The sequence below is a fragment of the Granulicella sp. L60 genome (genome assembly GCF_009765825.1).
Taxonomy (GTDB): Bacteria; Acidobacteriota; Terriglobia; order Terriglobales; family Acidobacteriaceae; genus Edaphobacter.
The window spans coordinates 372,135-391,109 of record NZ_LMUR01000018.1 but is presented as its reverse complement, the minus strand read 5'-3'; the positions used below and the strand labels follow the sequence as shown (position 1 = coordinate 391,109).

15 protein-coding genes are annotated in these 18,975 nt (G+C 58.0%); 8 read left to right on the top strand and 7 right to left on the bottom strand.

The annotated features are described in order from the left end of the window. The first annotated feature begins 29 nt into the window (after positions 1–29). Together GSQ82_RS12035 and GSQ82_RS12030 are read left to right on the top strand one after the other, a co-directional pair. Positions 30–806, top strand: coding sequence for a trans-aconitate 2-methyltransferase (locus GSQ82_RS12035; protein WP_158792522.1), 777 nt, complete (start codon positions 30–32; stop codon positions 804–806). A gap of 126 nt (positions 807–932) precedes the next feature. Then, positions 933–1,760 carry a hypothetical protein gene (locus GSQ82_RS12030; protein WP_254061599.1) on the top strand — a complete coding sequence of 276 codons (828 nt, stop codon included), beginning with the start codon at positions 933–935 and terminating at the stop codon, positions 1,758–1,760. 91 nt (positions 1,761–1,851) lie between these two features. On the opposite strand, the gene GSQ82_RS12025 is transcribed toward GSQ82_RS12030, so the two are convergent. Next, positions 1,852–2,307 (bottom strand): MarR family winged helix-turn-helix transcriptional regulator, encoded by a 456-nt coding sequence (locus GSQ82_RS12025; RefSeq protein ID WP_158792521.1) that lies wholly within the window; start codon positions 2,305–2,307, stop codon positions 1,852–1,854. A gap of 42 nt (positions 2,308–2,349) precedes the next feature. Between GSQ82_RS12025 and GSQ82_RS12020 the strand changes: the two genes are divergently transcribed. From GSQ82_RS12020 to secA, 3 genes are all read left to right on the top strand, one after another. Next, a complete protein-coding gene (locus GSQ82_RS12020; RefSeq protein ID WP_254061746.1) occupies positions 2,350–3,981 on the top strand; it encodes a DHA2 family efflux MFS transporter permease subunit in 1,632 nt (543 codons plus the stop codon). 147 nt (positions 3,982–4,128) lie between these two features. Continuing rightward, entirely contained in the window at positions 4,129–4,740 is a 612-nt protein-coding gene (locus tag GSQ82_RS12015) for a hypothetical protein (RefSeq protein ID WP_158792519.1), read from the top strand. A gap of 168 nt (positions 4,741–4,908) precedes the next feature. Beyond that, positions 4,909–7,947, top strand: coding sequence for a preprotein translocase subunit SecA (gene secA / locus GSQ82_RS12010; protein ID WP_158792518.1), 3,039 nt, complete (start codon positions 4,909–4,911; stop codon positions 7,945–7,947). A gap of 129 nt (positions 7,948–8,076) precedes the next feature. On the opposite strand, the gene GSQ82_RS12005 is transcribed toward secA, so the two are convergent. The 3 genes from GSQ82_RS12005 to GSQ82_RS11995 are packed head-to-tail and all read right to left on the bottom strand — an operon-like array spanning position 8,077 to position 12,097. Beyond that, positions 8,077–8,664: a hypothetical protein gene (locus GSQ82_RS12005; RefSeq protein ID WP_158792517.1), complete on the bottom strand. Its 588-nt coding sequence runs from the start codon at positions 8,662–8,664 to the stop codon at positions 8,077–8,079. Beyond that, positions 8,661–10,619, bottom strand: a complete 1,959-nt coding sequence (locus GSQ82_RS12000; protein WP_158792516.1) for a PAS domain-containing sensor histidine kinase — start codon at positions 10,617–10,619, stop codon at positions 8,661–8,663. The genes GSQ82_RS12005 and GSQ82_RS12000 overlap by 4 nt, the downstream gene beginning before the upstream one ends. 2 nt (positions 10,620–10,621) lie before the next feature. Next, on the bottom strand, positions 10,622–12,097 hold the full coding sequence (locus GSQ82_RS11995) for a sigma-54 dependent transcriptional regulator (protein ID WP_158792515.1): 1,476 nt from the start codon (positions 12,095–12,097) through the stop codon (positions 10,622–10,624). 179 nt (positions 12,098–12,276) lie between these two features. Here GSQ82_RS11995 and GSQ82_RS11990 point away from each other — a divergent pair, with 179 nt between their 5' ends. Beyond that, positions 12,277–12,603, top strand: a complete 327-nt coding sequence (locus GSQ82_RS11990; protein ID WP_158792514.1) for a rhodanese-like domain-containing protein — start codon at positions 12,277–12,279, stop codon at positions 12,601–12,603. A 65-nt stretch (positions 12,604–12,668) separates the two neighbouring features. Continuing rightward, positions 12,669–13,376 (top strand): cupin domain-containing protein, encoded by a 708-nt coding sequence (locus tag GSQ82_RS11985; RefSeq protein ID WP_158792513.1) that lies wholly within the window; start codon positions 12,669–12,671, stop codon positions 13,374–13,376. A gap of 58 nt (positions 13,377–13,434) precedes the next feature. Here the strand turns inward: GSQ82_RS11985 and GSQ82_RS11980 are convergent, their stop codons facing one another. Beyond that, on the bottom strand, positions 13,435–14,721 hold the full coding sequence (locus GSQ82_RS11980; protein ID WP_254061598.1) for an alginate lyase family protein: 1,287 nt from the start codon (positions 14,719–14,721) through the stop codon (positions 13,435–13,437). Positions 14,722–15,021: 300 nt separating this feature from the next. Here GSQ82_RS11980 and GSQ82_RS11975 point away from each other — a divergent pair, with 300 nt between their 5' ends. After that, entirely contained in the window at positions 15,022–16,221 is a 1,200-nt protein-coding gene (locus GSQ82_RS11975; protein WP_254061597.1) for a glycoside hydrolase family 105 protein, read from the top strand. Between the two features lie 151 nt (positions 16,222–16,372). Here the strand turns inward: GSQ82_RS11975 and GSQ82_RS11970 are convergent, their stop codons facing one another. Both GSQ82_RS11970 and GSQ82_RS11965 read right to left on the bottom strand, forming a co-directional pair. Further along, positions 16,373–17,458 (bottom strand): alpha/beta hydrolase fold domain-containing protein, encoded by a 1,086-nt coding sequence (locus GSQ82_RS11970; RefSeq protein WP_158792512.1) that lies wholly within the window; start codon positions 17,456–17,458, stop codon positions 16,373–16,375. Between the two features lie 251 nt (positions 17,459–17,709). After that, on the bottom strand, positions 17,710–18,975 hold a 1,266-nt coding region (locus GSQ82_RS11965), incomplete at its 5' end, for a PQQ-binding-like beta-propeller repeat protein (RefSeq protein ID WP_216847077.1).

Genomic DNA, 18,975 nt, shown 5'->3' with positions numbered 1-18,975 from the left:
ACCTCGCTCTCACAGGCGACAATCGATTCATGGATACGATTCCCCCACGCGACACCACAACTGGCCAGACCTGGAACACCGAAGCCTACGCCGCAAATGGACGCTTCGTCGCTACCCTTGCCTCCAGCGTCGTCGCTCTGCTCGCGCCACAGCCCGGCGAACATATCCTTGATCTCGGCTGCGGTGACGGCGCGCTCACCGAGCAACTCGCCGCAACCGGAGCCGTCCTCCTCGGTGTCGACGCGTCATCTACCATGATCTCCGCCGCTCGCCAGCGCAACCTCAACGTTGAGCAGCACGACGCTACCGCGCTTCCTTTCCATCAACAGTTTGATGCTGTCTTCTCCAACGCCGCCCTCCACTGGATCACCAACCAGCAGGCCGTCCTCACCGGTGTCCATCGTGCCTTGCGTTCCGGCGGCCGTTTCGTCGCAGAGATGGGCGGCCAGGGCAACATCGCTGCCATTCGCACCGCGCTTCAGGCGGTCCTCGCCCCATACCATGTCGATGCGGAAGCAACCGCCGCCAGCTTCTTTCCATCTCCCGCCACCTACCGCCACCTCCTCGAATCCGTCGGCTTCACCGTCCAGTCCATCGACCTCATCCCGCGTCCCACCCCGCTGCCAAACGGCATGGACTCCTGGCTAAATACCTTCCGCAACGGCGTCCTTGACCACCTCAACCCAGCCGCCCGTGCCACAGCTCTTGCCGCTACTATTGCTCTTCTCAAACCTGTCCTCTGCGACGCCGACGGCAACTGGACTGCAGACTATGTTCGCCTCCGCTTCCACGCAACCCGGTCGTAGCCGCGCCAGCAGAAACCTCTCTTCGCGCCGATAATCTGGCAATACACGCAAAACACTGACGAATGAATCATCGTTAGCTATCCGGGCATCTCATTTCTGAGTCAAACTAAGACAATGAGATATTCCATGACACCAAAGACAGTGCCCTACCCCGGCCCCGCCAATATGCTCCTTTTGCTGTTTCTTTTTTGCGCCGGTGCACACGCCCAAAACACATTGATTGCGAATGCCTCCACCGTATCCGGGACGAGCACAGAGACCAGCTCAGCCTCTTTGGAAAGCTCCTCGTCCATCGACAACCCAAATCTTCCCGATGCTCCCCAGACAACGACGCCCGCATCTAGCAGTTCAGATCAAGGACAGCAGACAAAGCGCATCCTCGGCATCTTCCCCAACTTTCGAGCCGTCAGCGCCAACGTTCATCTTCCCCCACAGACCGTCAAAGAGAAGTTCATCACCGCATCGCAGGATAGCTTCGACTACTCCTCGATCCTGCTTCCGGCGGCAGTCGCAGGCTACGACCAAGCCACCAACGACACGCCCGAGTTTCGCCAGGGAGCAGCCGGATACGGCCGTTACTTCTGGCACACCTACGTCGACCAGACCAGCGAAAATTATTTTGTAGAGTTCATCGTTCCCGTTATCACCCACGAAGACACGCGTTACTACACCTTGGGAAGCGGAGGCTTCTTCAAACGCGCAGGCTACTCACTTAGCCGTGCCGTCATCACCCGCAACGACGACGGCCACGACACCTTCAATATCAGCGAAGTCGTCGGCGCAGGCGCTGCCGCAGGCATCTCCAATCTCTACTACCCAAGCCGCGAGCGAACCTTCAGTAACACGGCAGACAAATGGGGGGAGAACGTCGGCATCGATGCCGCGACCTTCCTCTTCCATGAGTTCTGGCCCGACGTCAATCACGCTCTCTTCCACGGCAAAAAATCAAACTAATCGCACGCTGGCGTCACATCCACTGACGCCGGCGCTCCCTTTATTTACAGAGATGCAGCCCCGAACAAGCATCCAGCCTAGCGACTTCAGACTAAGGCTCCAGATTTGCCAGACACTGCTCCAGTACCGCATTTAAAGCGTCGACTGAACTATCCGGGACTCCCCGCCACAGCCGTGCCTCGATCACCCTCGCCGCCTTCTCTGCAGTCAGCAACAGACTCTCCCCCTCAGCCGTCAAAATCACCGTAAGGATCCTGTCATTCGCACGGTCCTTGCTGCGGACGATCCACCCTCCTTTTTCCAGTCCCTTAAGCAGTGCCTGCGCTGACTGCGGCGTAACGTGGCAAGACCGCGCCAGTTGTGCACCCGACATGCCAGGCCCCTGATGAATCGCCTTCATCAGAAGAAGCTGCGCCGTCGTTACCCCCTGGGGACGTAGCTTCTCATCCATCCGACCCCGCAGATGGATCAGGATCCGCTTCATCCTCTGCGCGGCGAGCCTTCTATCGGCGTGTGCCTCTTTCGTGTTTTTTATATCTACACCCATATCAGTCTCCTGATATCATATCAGGAGACTGATATGGCTACTATGACCGCAAACCCGCCAGCGATCGCCCGTCCCCAAGCGACGGTGTCCGCGCCCGAGGCATGGAAGCCGCACCACAACCCCTGGGTCGTCGCGCTTACCGTCACCCTTGCGACCTTCATGGAGGTTCTCGACACCTCCATCGCCAACGTAGCCCTGCCTCACATCGCCGGCTCGCTCGGTGCCAGCTCCGAAGAAGCCACCTGGGTTCTCACCAGCTATCTCGTATCCTCTGCAGTCGTGCTGCCCATCTCCGGCTGGCTCTCCAACCGAATCGGACGCAAGCGCTTTTACATGATCTGCGTCGCCGTCTTCACCGTCTGCTCGCTCCTCTGCGGTCTTGCTCCAACGCTTCCCCTGCTTATCCTCGCGCGCATCCTCCAGGGCGCGGGCGGCGGAGGCCTCGCACCCAGCGAGCAGGCCATCCTCGCCGACACCTTTCCTGTTGAAAAACGAGGCCAGGCCTTCGCCGTCTACGGCATGGCCGTCGTCGTCGCGCCCGCCATCGGCCCCACTCTGGGCGGCTGGATCACCGACAACTTCAACTGGCACTGGATCTTCTTCATCAATCTTCCCATCGGCCTCATCTCGCTCTGGCTCAGTAACCGCATGGTCGAAGATCCACCGCACCTCAAAATCCGTAAAGAGCAGGCGAAGCACCTCAAGATCGACTTCATGGGCCTCGGCCTCGTCGCCCTCGGCGTAGGCTGCCTCGAGTTCACTCTCGACAAGGGCCAGGAGAAAGACTGGTTCGGATCGCCGATGATCGTCTTCTTCGCCCTACTCGCCGCCGTCACGCTCCTTATCTTCGTCTTTTGGGAGTGGAACCACCCCGACCCCATCGTCGACCTCAAGCTGCTGAAAAATCGCAACTTCGGCACCGCCGTCTTCCTTCAGCTCATCCTCGGCATGGTTCTCTTCGGCTCGACCGTCCTCATTCCTCAATACCTCCAGGGTCTCCTCGGATATACCGCCGAACGCGCCGGGATGGTCCTCTCCCCAGCCGGCTTTGTCATGATGCTTATGATGTTCGTCGCCGGACGCAGCCTGGGCAAGTTCGATCCCCGCATCATGGTCTGCCTCGGCTACCTCGTCACCGCCGTCGGCCTCTACAACCTCACCCGTCTCGACCTCAATACAGCCTACGGAACCGTCACCCTCTGGCGCATGTTCCAGGTCGTCGGCCTCGCCTTCATCTTCATCCCCATCAGCACGCTCAACTACGTCGGCGTTCCACCGAGCAAGACAAACCAGATCTCCAGCCTCTCCAACTTTGCCCGCAACCTCGGCGGCAGCGCCGGCACAGCGCTTCTCACCACCTTCCTCGCGCGCAACGCCCAGGTCAACCAGGTCACCCTCTCCGCAAACGTCGTCCCAGGCGGCATCTCCTACCGGCTATACACCGACCGCATCAAAGAGATGATGATGGCCAAAGGAATGTCCGCTGCCTCCGCCTCCCAAATGGCCGTCGGGCAGGCGTACCAGGAGATGCTCCGCCAGGCCTCCATGCTCAGCTACAGAAACGCCTTTGCCATCCTCGCTGGCACCATCTTCCTTCTCTCGCCCCTCCCCTTCATCATGCGTCTCCCCACCAAGGCCGCCAAACCCGATCCTGAAGCCCTAGGCGGCCACTAGCCAACTTTTATCCCTCGTATCACCGTTATGCCTTTGTCTTTAGTCCGTAACATCCGCGCTAATCCATGGTTGACCGCCGCCTTTAAACCACTAAATGGCACGGACATAGAGCCCGACCTGCGATAAACTCACAGTCAGGAGCCCGTCATGCCTTATCGCCGTCACACGATCACAGTCGCGACTTCGGCCCTGTTCTTCGTGTGCCTCATGCTCCACGCACAGGCGAACCCCAACTCTCAGACGCTGCTCCCGTACAACGACGCCGAGGCCTACAAAGTCTATGAGGCGCTTCTCCCCACCGATTGGACCGTAACCGTAGCGCACGCGCGACGCCTCCTCATCCAGGCCCAAACCGGCAGCGGTCCAAACTTCTGCCTCAAGCCAGACCCCGAGTCAGCCGCACTTCTCCAGCCCGTCTTCGACTCCTTAGTCGCGCTAAGCAAAACCGCCTGGCTTCTCCAGCCAAACTTTGGACTCAGCACGCCCTACGAGTTCGCCTCCAGCGAAGACCTGCAAGCCTTCTTCAAACCCAACTTCGGAGACTGGAAAGGCTTTGCCGAGCGCTACCCCGACTCCGCCCACAGCTACGTCACACTCTCTCCTATAGCCTTCAACGCCGACAAAACCATCGCCGTGGTCTACATGGGTCACAGTTGCGGCAGCCTGTGCGGTGGAGGCACCTTCTACGTTCTGGAAAACAAGGAAGGCGTCTGGAAGAATCTCCGCTGGAAGGGCACCTCCTGCGGCTGGGCCTCCTGATCCTCCTGCCCGCTGCAAACCGCTGACCATAGCCGAGCGGAATACCTCGATTCCAACCCGATTCGGCATTCGAGTCTGAGGTACGGACACACTCCGCCACCATCTTCCAGACCATTTACACTAATCAGTGGGCTGATTCCGCGCCCAGCAATCAAGAAGGATACAGTTTTGCTCAACTCAGTCATAGCTAAAGTCTTTGGCACCAGCAACGAGCGCGCCATCAAGCGTCTGATGCCCATAGTCGGACAGATTAACGCCCTCGAGCCCACCATCCAGGCTCTCTCCGACGACCAGTTGCGCGGCAAAACTGCAGAGTTCCGCCAGCGCATCGCTGACGCCATCAAGGGTATCGCCGACACTCCCGAAAACGCCGACGAGCGCTACGTCGCCGAAAAAGCCGCCCTCGACGCCCTCCTGCCTGAAGCCTTCGCTGTCGTCCGCGAAGCCGGCAAGCGCGCCGTAGGCATGCGCCACTTCGATGTCCAACTCATCGGCGGAACCATCCTGCATCAGGGCAAGATCGCCGAAATGAAGACCGGCGAAGGTAAAACACTCGTCGCCACCCTCCCTTGCTACCTCAACGCCCTCGCTGGCCGCGGCGTCCACGTCGTCACCGTCAACGATTACCTAGCCAAACGCGACGCTGAGTGGATGGGCAAGATCTACGGCTTCCTCGGCCTCACCGTCGGCGTTATCGTCCATGATCTCGACGACCAGCAGCGCCGCGACGCCTACGCCTCCGACATCACCTACGGCACCAACAACGAGTTCGGCTTCGACTACCTCCGCGACAACATGAAGTTCGAACTCAAGGATCAGGTCCAGCGCGGCAACTACTACTGCATCGTCGACGAAGTCGATTCCATCCTCATCGACGAGGCCCGCACCCCGCTCATCATCAGCGGTCCCACCGACCAGACCACCGACAAATACGCCCGCGTCAACCTCATCATTCCCAAGCTCGAACTCGGCGAACTCATCGAATCCCTCGAGACCAAAACCTGGTCCGGCGACTTCGTCATCGACGAAAAAGCCCGCGCCATCACCGTCACCGACGAGGGCTGGGAGAAGATCGAAGGGTTGCTTGGGATTGGAAACATCGCGGACCCGGAAAACTGGGATCTCAAGCATCACGTCGAGGTCGCCATCAAGGCCCACAACCTCTACAAGCGCGACGTCGAATACGTCGTCAAAGAGGGCGAGGTCATCATCGTCGACGAGTTCACCGGTCGTCTCATGCCCGGGCGCCGCTGGTCCGACGGACTCCATCAGGCAGTAGAAGCGAAGGAGGGGGTAGCCATCCGCAAGGAAGATCAGACGCTTGCCACCATCACCTTCCAGAACTACTTCCGCATGTACAAAAAGCTCAGCGGCATGACCGGAACCGCCGAGACCGAAGCTGCCGAGTTCGATAAGATCTATAAGCTCGAGATCGTCGTCACTCCCACCAACCGCAAGATGCTTCGCATTGAAAATGCCGACGTCGTGTATCGCACCGCACAGGAAAAATACTTTGCTGTCGCTGACGAGATCGCCCGCCTCCACGCGGAAAAGCAGCCCGTCCTTGTTGGCACCACAAGTATTGAAAAGTCCGAGCTCCTCAGCGAGATCCTCAAACGCAAGTCCGTCCGTCACGTCGTCCTGAACGCGAAGTTCCACGAGAAGGAAGCCGAGATCGTAGCCCAGGCAGGCCGCCTCGGCATGGTCACCATCGCCACCAACATGGCTGGCCGCGGCACCGACATCCTCCTCGGCGGCAATGCTGAGTTCATGGCCCGCCAGGACCTCGTCCGCAAGCAGCAGGCCCGTGCCGTCTCTGCAGCCGAAGGCACTATCAACCCCATCGCCGGCCCCGGCATGGTCCGCTTCTACTACAGTGGCCAGGAGTTCGAAACCACCCAGGCGAACTGGGATGCAGCCACCGCCGCCCACGAGGGCGCAGCCAAAGCCGAGCACGCAGCCGTCATCGCGGCCGGCGGCCTTCACATCCTCGGCACCGAGCGCCACGAGTCGCGCCGCGTCGATAACCAGCTCCGCGGCCGCGCAGGCCGGCAGGGCGACCCTGGCTCCTCCCGCTTCTTCCTCTCTCTTGAAGATGACCTCATGCGCATCTTCGCCCGCGAGTGGGTCTCCACCCTCCTCCAGCGCCTCGGCATGGAAGAGGGCGTACCCATCGAGTCCGGTATGATCTCCCGCCGCATCGAAGCCGCCCAGAAGGCTGTCGAGACCCAGAACTTTGAGTCGCGCAAACACGTCCTCGAGTACGACGACGTCATGAACAAGCAGCGCGAAGCCGTCTACGGTCTCCGCCGCCAGCTCATGGAGGGTGTAGACCAGAAGCAGCTCATCACCGAGGACTACACCTCTACCATCCTTTCCAACATCATCGACGAAAATGCCCCCGAAAAGGTTCATGCCGACGAGTGGAAGCTCGAGCCCCTCTTCTCCCAGCTCTACGACGTCTTCGGCGCTCACCTCGAGACCGAAATCGACGCCACCCAGCTGAACCGCCACGAATTAGGCGAAGCAATCTTCGCGAGCCTCCGCGCCCGCTACGACGTCAAGGAGCAGATCCTCGGGGCTCCCGCCATGCGTTATCACGAACGCATCGTCATGCTCTCCGTTCTCGACGGTCTCTGGAAGGATCACCTCCTCGCCATGGATCATCTCAAGGAGGGTATCGGCCTCCGCGGTTATGCCCAGCAGGACCCGCTCGTTGCCTACAAGAAGGAGTCCTTCGAGATGTTCGAAGGCATGATGATGCGCTTCCAGGAAGACACGGCACGCCACCTCTTCCGCATGCAGATCATCGGTCCCGACGGCACCCCCATCGAGTCGGCCGAGCAACTCGCGCAAGCACAGGCACACTCCCAGGCTCTAGCCGCTGCGCAACAGGCCCAGCAGGAGCTCGCCGCAGCCAACCCGGCAGCCGCACTGCCTTCCGGAGCTCCGCCGCAGCACACCAACATGCCTGCAGCACGTCAGCCCGCACCCAACCGCGCACCATCCACCACCATCGACGCCCTCGAACGCGAGTTCCAGAAGAAGAAGCAGCGTGAACTGGAGCAGGCCCGCTCAGCCGGTGCTCCTTCCTCAGGCACCAACGGCACAGCGCCCCGCCGCTCCGGCGAAAAAGTGGGCCGCAACGACGACTGCCCATGCGGCTCTGGCAAAAAATACAAAAAATGCCACGGCGCTGAAGCCTAGGAGTCAATCTCCAACACAACTGAACCGACTTTAAAAAGGCATTGGGCGTCAGTCGCACTAAAAACCCAATAGGCTCACACGGCAGCGGAGCATAGCATCAACCTGCTAGTCTCCGCTCCGCCTGAGAGTCTACTTCTCCAGATCATCCAGCAACAATTTAGCCTTAGTCGCCAGTGTCTTTGCCCCCTCTGCATCTCCGGACGTCAACGCACTTTGTGCATCCCGCCAGAAGTTCCTCACCTTATTTATCTGTGTCTTCTCCTCGTCGGTCATCTGCGTCGGCAGCGCGTTCAACCTCTTCTCGATTGAAGAAATCAGGTCCGCAGCCTCCTGCCTCGCCTGCGGATTGGTCTCTCCGCCGCCCGTCAGTGCGCCCACCGCAGCATCCTTTGCTGCGGCTTCGCTCTCTACCGGTGTCGCATCCGGTGCCTGTACAACCATTGGCACAGTCGGAGTCTTTGTCGTCCTCTTTTTTTCCCGCTTAGGCCTCGCAGCCGCTGATGCGATAGGCTCAGGCGGCAGTTTAATCTGCGGCACCTCTATCATCGGCAGTTTGTCGTCCGGCGGAGGAGGGACGTCCTCTAGCGCCACCGGCGTCAACACCGGTGGCAACGGAGCAATCTGCACCTTATGCCTACATCCGCCCAGGGCCATCGCCAGTCCGGAGCAAAGTACCAGTCCAACCAGTCGTCGCGTGATATCGTTCGTCCGATTCAAGCTCGTTCTCCCATTCCTTTGTGACTGGCCCCTGCCGCTACTATCTTTCGCCCCTCACCCACTGGCCCCACTGCCATCGGCAACCGAAGTGTAAACGTCGTTCCACGCTCCGGGGAACTCGCATCCGCGCTTGAGCGCACATCCATCGCTCCGCCATGCAGTTGCAGAATCCTGTACGTCATCGCAAGGCCGATCCCGCTCCCCTTCGCCTTGGTCGTGAAGTACAGCTCGAAGATACGCGGTAACAGCTCTGCCGGTATACCCTCTCCTTCGTCGATCACCTCCACCACCGCAAACTGATGCTCCCGATGCACCCTTACTAGTACTTCTCCGCCGCCGGGCATCGCCTGCATGGCGTTCAACAGCAGGTTTAGCAGCGCCTGCTGCATCAGCTGCGTATCTACGCGCACCATCACAGCCTCCACAGGAGCAGCTACCATCACCTGCACGCCGTTCTCCTCCATCTCGGCTGCTGCCAAATCCATGACCAACCCCACCACCTGCTTCAGATCCTGCTCCCGCAGATGCAGCTCCATCGGGCGAGAAAAATCTGCCAGCGTCTGCACCACGCGATCCAGCCGCTGCATCTCGCCAGCCAGTATCTCTACATGACGCGATGCACCGCCGAACGCCTCCGTTCCGCCCACCATCAGCTTTCCACGTAGAAGCTCCAGATGCACCACCATCGCGTTGATCGGATTCTTCACCTCGTGCCCCACACCCGCCGTCAGCCTCCCAATCGCCGCCAGCCGACGCGCCACCTCCAGCTCCTGCCCCAGTTGCGCCGCCGACTCCGCATCCCGCAGTGTAAGCAGCGTACCCATATTGCCTCCGCCTCCCAACCCATCGTCGATCCGGTCCAGCGAGATCTGTACCTGCCGCCCGTCCTCGAGCACTACGCTCTGCGCGCTCACCTGCGCACCCTCGGCAAACGCCTCCAGCACCGCCGCGCCCAACGCAGTGTCCGGCGCAAAGATCTCATCCAGCCGCTTGCCTACCATCTCCTCGTGACCCCGGCCCTCAGGCGCCGGGAGAAAAAAAGCCACTGCATCCGACACCATCGCCGCGCGCCCATCCGCCGTGAACAGTAGCACCCCATCGCGCAGCGTATCCAGCATCTGGTTCAGGTTTGCCTGCAATGCCGTATATCCGGCCTCTTTCGTACGCATCTGCTCACCCAGCCGATCAATCGTCCTGGTCACCCGCACCACCGCATCATTTCTCTCCGCACCCGCCTCCAACGTGCGTGGTGAAGCCTCACCGTTAGCCAGCGTCAGACTCTCCAGCCGCGCGCTGATCGCCTCCAACGGGCGCAACGCAAGATTGGCCAGCAGTCCAGCCGCGACCATCGCCGCCACCGCAGCGAGCAGTGCAAAGATCAGCGCCGCGCGCAGCCACGGCTCATACGAGTTCTTCAAAAAGGTCGACCGTACCCCAACATGCACCACAAGAAACGGTGCCCCGTTTCGATCCAGCGACTGCGATATATCCAGCACCCGTGGCTTGCCAAAGACCACGTTCATCTGGTGCGGCACGCTGCTGCTCTCTAACCCGGACAGGCTGAAACGAAATACTGCCGGCTGGTTCACCGCATCAGGATCCGTGCTCACGAGCGTCAGTCCATGTGCATCCGTCACACTCACGTCCTGCACCGTAGGCGAGTAACGCACCACCGTATTCATCACATCTGCCAGCGCCGCCTGGCTTCGCAGAGCATCTACTACCGCCTCATGTAGAGCCTCTTCGCTCCTGTCGATCGGTGGATTAGCCCGCAGACCCATCTCCACCGCCTGTCGCGTCATCAACCAGACCTCGTGCGCCAGCACATCGTTCGCCGCCGCCGTCTGCTCAATCCTCTGCCGTAGCAGTTCGCTCACAAACAAGGCCGACAGGATAAGAACAATCGCAAACGTCAGCCCCGTCGCCGACACCACGAGCTTGGTCTTGAGCCGCATCCTTACTCCGTCACAGCAGAAGCGTTCGAGTATTCCTTCAATTTGTTCTGCAGTGTCTTCGAGCTGATTCCAAGTATCTCCGCGGCCTTCGTCTTGTTGTTATGCGTCGCCACCAGTGTCTTCAAGATCAACTGGCGCTCCGCCTCGTCCACCGTCGTCCCCACCTCGACGCGCACCGAGTTCGACTCATCCAGATGACGCGGCATACCCTCCCCGTGCGACGCAGGCTGCGCAGTTGCTCTCGCACCGGAGTCCATCGCCATTCCTCCCGGCCTCGTTGGAGGTGGCGCAAACCCCGGCTCCGCAAAGTGCGGCGGCAGGTGCTCCACGCCCAGCATTCCAGATCCCGCCAGAATCACGGCACGCTCAATCGTATTGCGCAGCTCCCGCACATTGCCCGGCCACTTATACTCTTCCAGCCGCGTCAGTAGGGCGTCCTTGATGCCGGCAACCGTGCAGTGGTGTCGCTCGTTCATGTCGTCGATCATCTTCTCCGCAATCGCCGACACATCCATCAAATGATCCCGCAGCGGAGGCATCTGAATATTGAAAACATTCAACCGATAGTACAGATCGCCGCGCAGCTCTCCATTCGCCACCGCATGCTCTGGATCCTTATTCGTCGCCGCAACCACGCGCACATCCACCGGCGTCTCGATCTTGCTTCCCAGCCTGCGCAGCTTCCTGTCTTCGAGCACACGCAGCAGCTTCGCCTGCGTCGCCATCGGCATCTCGCCGATCTCATCCAGCAGCAGCGTTCCCTCTTCCGCCAGTTCGAAACATCCCGCACGACGCTCCAACGCCCCCGTAAATGCGCCCTTCTCGTGTCCGAATATCTCGCTCTCGATCAATGTCTCCGGGATCGCCGCGCAGTTTACTGCCACGAATGGCTTCAGCCTCCGCGCACTCAGATCATGCAGCGACCGGGCCACCAGCTCCTTGCCCGTCCCGCTCTCTCCCGTCACCAGCACCGACACATTCGACGGCGCAATCCGCTCAATCATCGTAAAGATATCCAGCATCTGCGGCGACGCTCCCACCAGCGACCCCAGCACTCCCGTATCCCGCAACTGTCTCCGCGTCGCCTCCAGCTCGACATCGGCCTCACGCTGCCTGCTCGCGTTATGCAGAATCGTCCGCAGCCGCACCGGATCCACCGGCTTCGGAATATAGTCATACGCACCCATCCGCATGGCATCCACGGCCGACTCGATCGAACCCTGCGCCGTCAGCATCACCACCGCGATCCTTTGCGGCAGTTCGCCGATCCGGCTCAGCAACTCCATCCCATCCATCCGCGGCATCTTCAGGTCGGTCACCACAATTGCGGGAGCCCACGCAATCGCCTTCTCCAACCCCTCCATGCCATCGTTCGCGCTCTCCGCCCTGTAGCCCCAGCTTTCGATCAGCTCCGTCAGGCCGCTTCGCGCATGAATCTCATCTTCAACAATCAAAACCTTTTCCAAGGCAGTCACCATCCTCTATCAACGAATAAGCGTGTTATCTGAGATGCAAAATCCCACAGTTGCGGGCCGTTCGGCATACACCGAACCCGCGGGTTCCTTCGACTCCATACAGCATCACAAATAAGCCAGGCCAACTGCGTGCGGGTCCGCCAGGTTTCCCGCATGTTCTCTCTAAGGATATCCTTGATTACATGTTAGAACCCGAAATCACCGTGGAAGCCTTCTCCCAACTCCGCCAGCAGCCAAATACCCCCGTTCTCTTGGACGTTCGAGAGCCCTGGGAGTACCAGACCGCCAGCCTGCCCAGCTCGCTTCTTATGCCAATGGGGGAGGTCTCCTCCCGCGCCCACACCGAACTCGACCCCGACGCTCCCATCGTCGTCCTCTGCCACCACGGCGCACGTTCGCTCTCCGTCACCATGTGGCTCCGCGACCAGGGCTTCGAGCACGCCCAATCCCTCTCCGGAGGCATCGACGCCTGGTCCCGCTCCATAGACCCCACCGTCCCCCGCTACTAGAAAATCTTGCCACCAGACCCCTTACGAGCCCATACCCAGCGCAACCCGGTAGGAGACTGAAACACATGAACCGAAGATTCGCCCTTTTCCTTCTGCTCCTCTGCGCCATCCCGTCCTGTCAGGCGCAGCCTGCCCCACTACCGCACAACTATAAGACCATCCTCACCAACCGGGCCTTTCGCGTCATCTCCGTCCACTACGGACCCCATGAAAAGGTACCGGTGCACAGCCACTCCGACAGCCCGACCGTCTATGTGTATCTCAATAACTCCGGCCCCGTCCGTTTCATTCACGAAGCACCCGAGCCCGTCTCCATCGTCCGCCCCCCGTCCCAGGAGGGGGCGTTCCGCATCAGCGCGGGCCGCATCGAGCGCCACTCCGTCGAAAACCTCAGCGACCTCGACTCCAGGTTCCTCCGCGTCGAACTCCTCAACCTCCAACTCGACGACAAGACCCTCGAGTTCCGGGGCAAGGCTCCTGCCGACGACTCCCGCAACCTCTCGAAGACCGAGTTCTCCTCTCCTCAGCTCGCCGTCACCCGCACCATCTGTCTCAACCCCACCCCCTGTACCATCGCGCCCTCCGACATGACCGCGATTCTGGTCGCCATCTCCGACACCATCATCAGCAACAATGGCCACCCAACCACGCTCAAAGCCGGAAGCGTGATCGCGGTCGCTCCACACAACGGCCTGCTCATCTCGCCATCAAGCTCAGAGCCCGCCCACATCCTCCAGATATTGGTTCCTTTCCAAAAGGCAACCAAACCATAACTTCGAAGATGCCTATGCCCATAGGCCATCCACAACCGATCAGATCAATCGAGATTCTTTAGGATCTTCGCCACCCATCGTTCGCAAACCATAAAAGCGGCTGGCGAACAGGATAGTTTCGAATGATCTCCGGATCGGTCGGATCCGGATTCAGCGTCTTCCACAACTGCACGTAGTCGGATCGATCGCAGTGCACGCCGCAGAATAGAAGGCCGGGCGTACGTACCGGCAACGAATCGAAGTGCTCCACATCATGAGCGTAGGGCCAGGACGACTTATCTTTAAGATAGGGATAAAGAAAGGAAGCTGCTTTACAAATGCCGCGCCCGTCTGGAAGAGTGAAGCTGAAAAGATCGTCCGCAGCAACCTTACTCGATCCCTCTTTGAGGGACTGGCAAAGCGCCGCCATAACATCAAAGTTGAAGATGGAATAACTATAAGGCTTAGTGCGCGCGAGTTCTTTTGGAAAGCTTCCGTCCGCGCCTAGCTGATCGGGAAGAAAGACTGTTCGATACTGTGCCCGAATCTCGTTACGGGTCTGTGAGTCACCGATCAAACGAGCGAACTCCGAAGCTTGAAGCGCCCAGCAAACTGCATGGTTATTGAGAGCGTCGCGCTCCTTGATGCCTTTTTCGCTTGTCTTCATCCAGCGCATATACTCCTGAAACCACGCAAGCAGGGCTGACTGCTCCACCTCGCTCAGCTCCGTACGTGCGATAAGAGATGCGGCTCGGGCGACTTCTACCAGGTGAAGAGTGTCGATGATTCCATAGCTTCGACCGGTAGAGACGCCATGCACCCCCTGCGCAAACTCAAGATTGGGATTCATACGCGTCTCTGGATGGATAAACCATGCACGCAGATGATCACCAGCGTGCTGCCTATACCGTTTCGTCAATGCTGTCTGCCCATGCTCCGGAAGAAGTAGAAACCAGGCAGCGGTCAGAGCTGGCATCTCAACTGAAAGGCGAATCATCGCCTTCCTATGATCGTTGAAGTTTGCGGGATTGCTCTGGCCGTCGCGATTTACGTACGGACCGTCCGGATCTTTCGGATTCGGCCAGAAATAGTCGGCTTGCGAGAAGAAGTCATGGGGACCTCCTGGACTGAGCTCGCTCACAAATGCCGTTACCGTCTCGATTGGTCGCGCGACATATTCCTGCGCCGCGGCCAGAATGCGTTTGCGGTCGACCGCAGCAACCATGGAATAAGTCGCTTCGGAGCTTGAATTCGCTACAGAAGGTCCGGCCTGTTGTCCGAAGAGTCTCCATGCCCCGGAGAAAGCTGCAGCGGATCCAGTAAGACAGAAGCCGCGACGGTCCAGTTTCAGAATCGATGTTCTCAAATAATCCTCGTTCTGGATCACAGTCGTCGTAGTGATTGAAACAATGTGGCAGTGATGCGGAACTCCATACGGCGATATCGCTACTGTTCCAAGCCTGCCAAGGGCCGTCTAACGAACCTTGAAAATAGAGACCGACGACGGGAAACTTCAACCATAGTCACACGGTTCAATTCGATATAGTTCGAAGATGATACAGATGGGTCACTACTGATATATTCGCAGACGCGGACAATTGTCAAAGGGAGCCGTTCGCTGGCTTTGTCTGCTCAGTTTAGTAGCACTTTAGTCTATGGAGTTCACTTGAATCTTACACATCGTCACTCCTATCTCTTCGTCTTGCCGTGTGCTCTCTCCCTCCTTATCACCCTCCCAACCACACGCGCTCAAACCGGAACTGCAGCCGCAAGCTCTGTTGATCGGCAAGCGAGCGGCGACGAACCCACAGATCCAGGTCCGCTCGCAACCGGTCTCTCAGCGAAGTTGCATCGTAAGGATATCGAATCTGCCATGCGGAAAGTCGCCGACTGGCAACTGATAGATGCTCAGGAGAAGTTCAACCAGCAGTGGACATACGCTGCACTCTATGACGGCTTGCTTGCAGCCTCCCGCGCGACCGGCTATCCTAAGTATGCCGATGCCGTCGCGAAGATCAGCGAAGGATTTGATTGGAAGCTGCTGGACACACGCTTCCCGCACGCCGACGATCAGGCGCTTGGCCAGGCATATCTCGATCTGTACCGAATTAAAGCAGACCCGCGTCGTATAGCTTCGACCAAAGAGGTGATGACTCGGCTGGTTGGAGAGCCATCTGATCCTAAGAAGCCCATTTGGTGGTGGTGCGATGCGCTCTTTATGGCGCCTCCAGTACTGGTGAGACTCTATGCGATTACAGACGACCGCAGCTATCTTGATGCACTGGATCGCAACTGGTGGATTACTTCGGATCTACTCTACAGCCCGACTGAGAATCTTTATTTTCGCGATGCGCACTACCTGGACAAGAAGGAGAAAAACGGGAAACCGTTGTTTTGGGCGCGTGGAAATGGCTGGGTGCTTGCAGGGCTCGCGAATGTATTGCAGTACATGCCGAAAGACTACCCAACACGTAATAAATATCTAGCCCAGTTTCGAGAGATGGCAACTCGCATCGCTCAGCTTCAAACGTCAGACGGTCTCTGGAAGACAGGACTCCTCGACCAAGAGGCATACCCTATGTCTGAGGTCTCGGGTTCCGCTTTCTACACCTTTGCTATGGCCTGGGGCATCAATGAAGGCATCCTTGACCCCAAGGTCTTTCGACCCATTGTTGCTCGATCGTGGGCTGGGATGATTAGCCATGTGTACGCGAACGGACGCCTCGGTTCGATCCAACCCATCGGTGCAGCACCGGATGCCTTTACAGCCTCCTCCAGCTATGTCTATGGGGTAGGGGGCTTTCTGTTGGCTGGCAGCGAGCTGGATCGCATGGAACGACACGAAAAGCATAGCTTCAAACCGTGATGTCCCTCCGACCTTCCCTCAGTTAGGAACCTTCAAATACGAGCGCTCTATATCTCCTTACGGCCGAAGCTGTTTATCACTGTCATTCCGCAGACGTTTTCTGGTAGTTGTAACTACAAATTCATCAGGAGCTACTTAAATTAATACCTGCTTACTTTTTGAACGTCGCAAGATGTTCATCGAAGAAATGTGCAATCATCTCATCTGCTTCCCTGCTCTCCGGCAGCTCGGCTTCATACCAGAATCCATGATTAAGGGCCTCAAACACTACGAGTTGAGCATCAACCCCGGCATGAAGAAATGCCCTGTGCAGGATAGTCGTACCGCTTAGCATCACATCGCGCGTGCTACTAAGAAAGAGCGTAGGCGGCATCCCATGCAGATCGGAGTACACGGGTGAAAGCACTGGGTCTTTGGGATCGGTAGAACCAACATAATCAGTAATCCATTGCGCCCCTTCTTTTGGTGGATTCATGCGTCCTGCAAGGCCAGTCACCGAATACGTAGCCTGCGTATCGCCAAGCCTGCTTAAATCACCAGTGCCAGTAAAGATGCCCAACGCGCCAGGCATCGGAAGACCAAGCTGCTTGATTCTCACTGCAACCTCCGCCGTGAGAATACCTCCAGCCGAGGCGCCATAGATAGCTATGTGCTGCGGCTTATATGTCTTAAGCAACTCCTTATAGACGGCAACAGAGTCGTCCACAGCAGCGGGAAACTGGTGTTCGGGGGCAAGGCGATAAAGAACCGCGACAACTTTGGTTTGCGCCAGATGGGCGATGGGGATCGACTCGGTCAGCGAACCTGAATCTGTTGTGAACCCTCCGCCGTGGAGATTAATGAGCACACGGTCAGCCTTGTCAGCCGGAATGGAGCCGATTGGAGTAACGATACGAACTGGTACTCCGGCGATCACGGACGATACGATACTTACTGGATAGAGAGCGCGGTTCTCTGCTGAGTCATGAGCCTGCATTGCGTCGGTCCGCGCACGTCTTTCGGCAACGCTCTCATGATCCCCCGCATCGACTACCGGCTTGGAAAGATACTTCTGCGCCTGCGGACTGATGGTCTTCGGTAGTGGAATGACACGAGTAATATGCGCCGTGCCCTGAGTATCGATATAGCTCGAATCCTCCTTCGGTATTGCGGTCGCGGACTGCTGAGCGAATCCCACATGCATATATGCGACGAACACAGCGAGGAAAAGCACAAGAGCGGAATATCGAAGTTTCATTATGCCTGCCAGACAGAACGGGATCTGATATGCGAGCGGTCCGACACGGTACTCGCAACATCTCTATTCAGTAAATTAGTCAAATTCATTTAGCTGAATGGATATTTATAGTTGCATAATACGCAATAACAATTGCGCAGTGATGAAGGCTAATATCACATGCCAATGGTTGTCAAGAGCGGACAAAACTGTTACGCGTAGCAACCAGCCTTCTGGATGAAATTTCAGATCTCTCTTAATCAGCGATACTGTTACGGCAGTGCATACACATATAAGAGAGGAGGCACAGGCTCTTTGCCGCCCGTACCGTTGGAAATGACCGCCACAAACTGCTTGCCGTTTTTACCCCGATACGAAATCGGTACCGTGAAACCGTTCGAGTTCAGATTCGTCTCCCAAAGAATCTTGCCCGTTCTTGAATTGAATGCCCGAAACTTGTGGTCCTCGGATGCGGCAATAAACAACAGTCCTCCCGCTGTAGAGATTGGACCGCCAACATTCGTTCTACCTGTCGTGGGAATGCCTAGAGCATCGAGTTCGGGAAAGGAGCCCAGCGGAACCCGCCATGCAATATCTCCTGTGTTCACATTGACAGCGCTGAGTTCGCCCCACGGTGGCGTCTGGCACGGCCACTGTCCTACCTGAAAAGTGTCATTTACGCCTGCCGGCGGATTGTCCGCGCCAACGCGACTATATGTTCCATCAGGCTGCTTCACCAGCTTGCTCAAAAGACCTTCGCTCTTAGTATTGACGAAGACATAGCCCAGCTTAGGATCATAGGAACTCCCTCCCCAATTGCCACCACCCGTCCAACCAGGGAAGACGATTCGCAGTTTGGGACCGTACTCCGCGTATGGACCGCCTGTCATTACGCCGCCTTCCAGTGAAAGTATGTCCTTGCAGGCTTTATCGTGCTCCGGCGTCAACTTTGCAAGCTCGTCTGGTGCAAAAGTATTACGCGTCAGTGGAGCCGGCTTTACCGGAAACGGCTGCGTTGGCCAAGGTTCATCACCCGGAGGAATATTGTCTGAGACTACCGGACGCTCTTCAACATCGTAGACAGGCTTTCCAGTAAACCGGTCGAAGATGAACATCAAGCCCTGCTTCGTAGTCTGCGCCACGGCTGGAATCACTTCGCCGTTGCGCTTCACATCGATCAATACCGGCGCAGCAGTAACATCGTAATCCCAATTGTCGTGATGAGTGGTCTGAAAATACCACTTCAACTTTCCGGTTGCGGCATCCACGGCAACCAGCGACGATCCATAAAGATTTGTTCCCTTACGATCTCCACCATAAAAGTCCGTGGTCGGAGTTCCGACCGGCAGAAAAGCTATCCCGCTCTTCACATCGACAGTCATGATTCCCCAGACATTGAGGCCAGATCGATCCTGCCACGAATCGTCCTGCCAGACCTCATGGTTCGGTTCACCTGGCTGAGGCATCGTATGGAACGTCCAGACCAATTTCCCGCTGCGAACATCCCAGGCCCGCACATCTCCACTAGGGCCTTTACT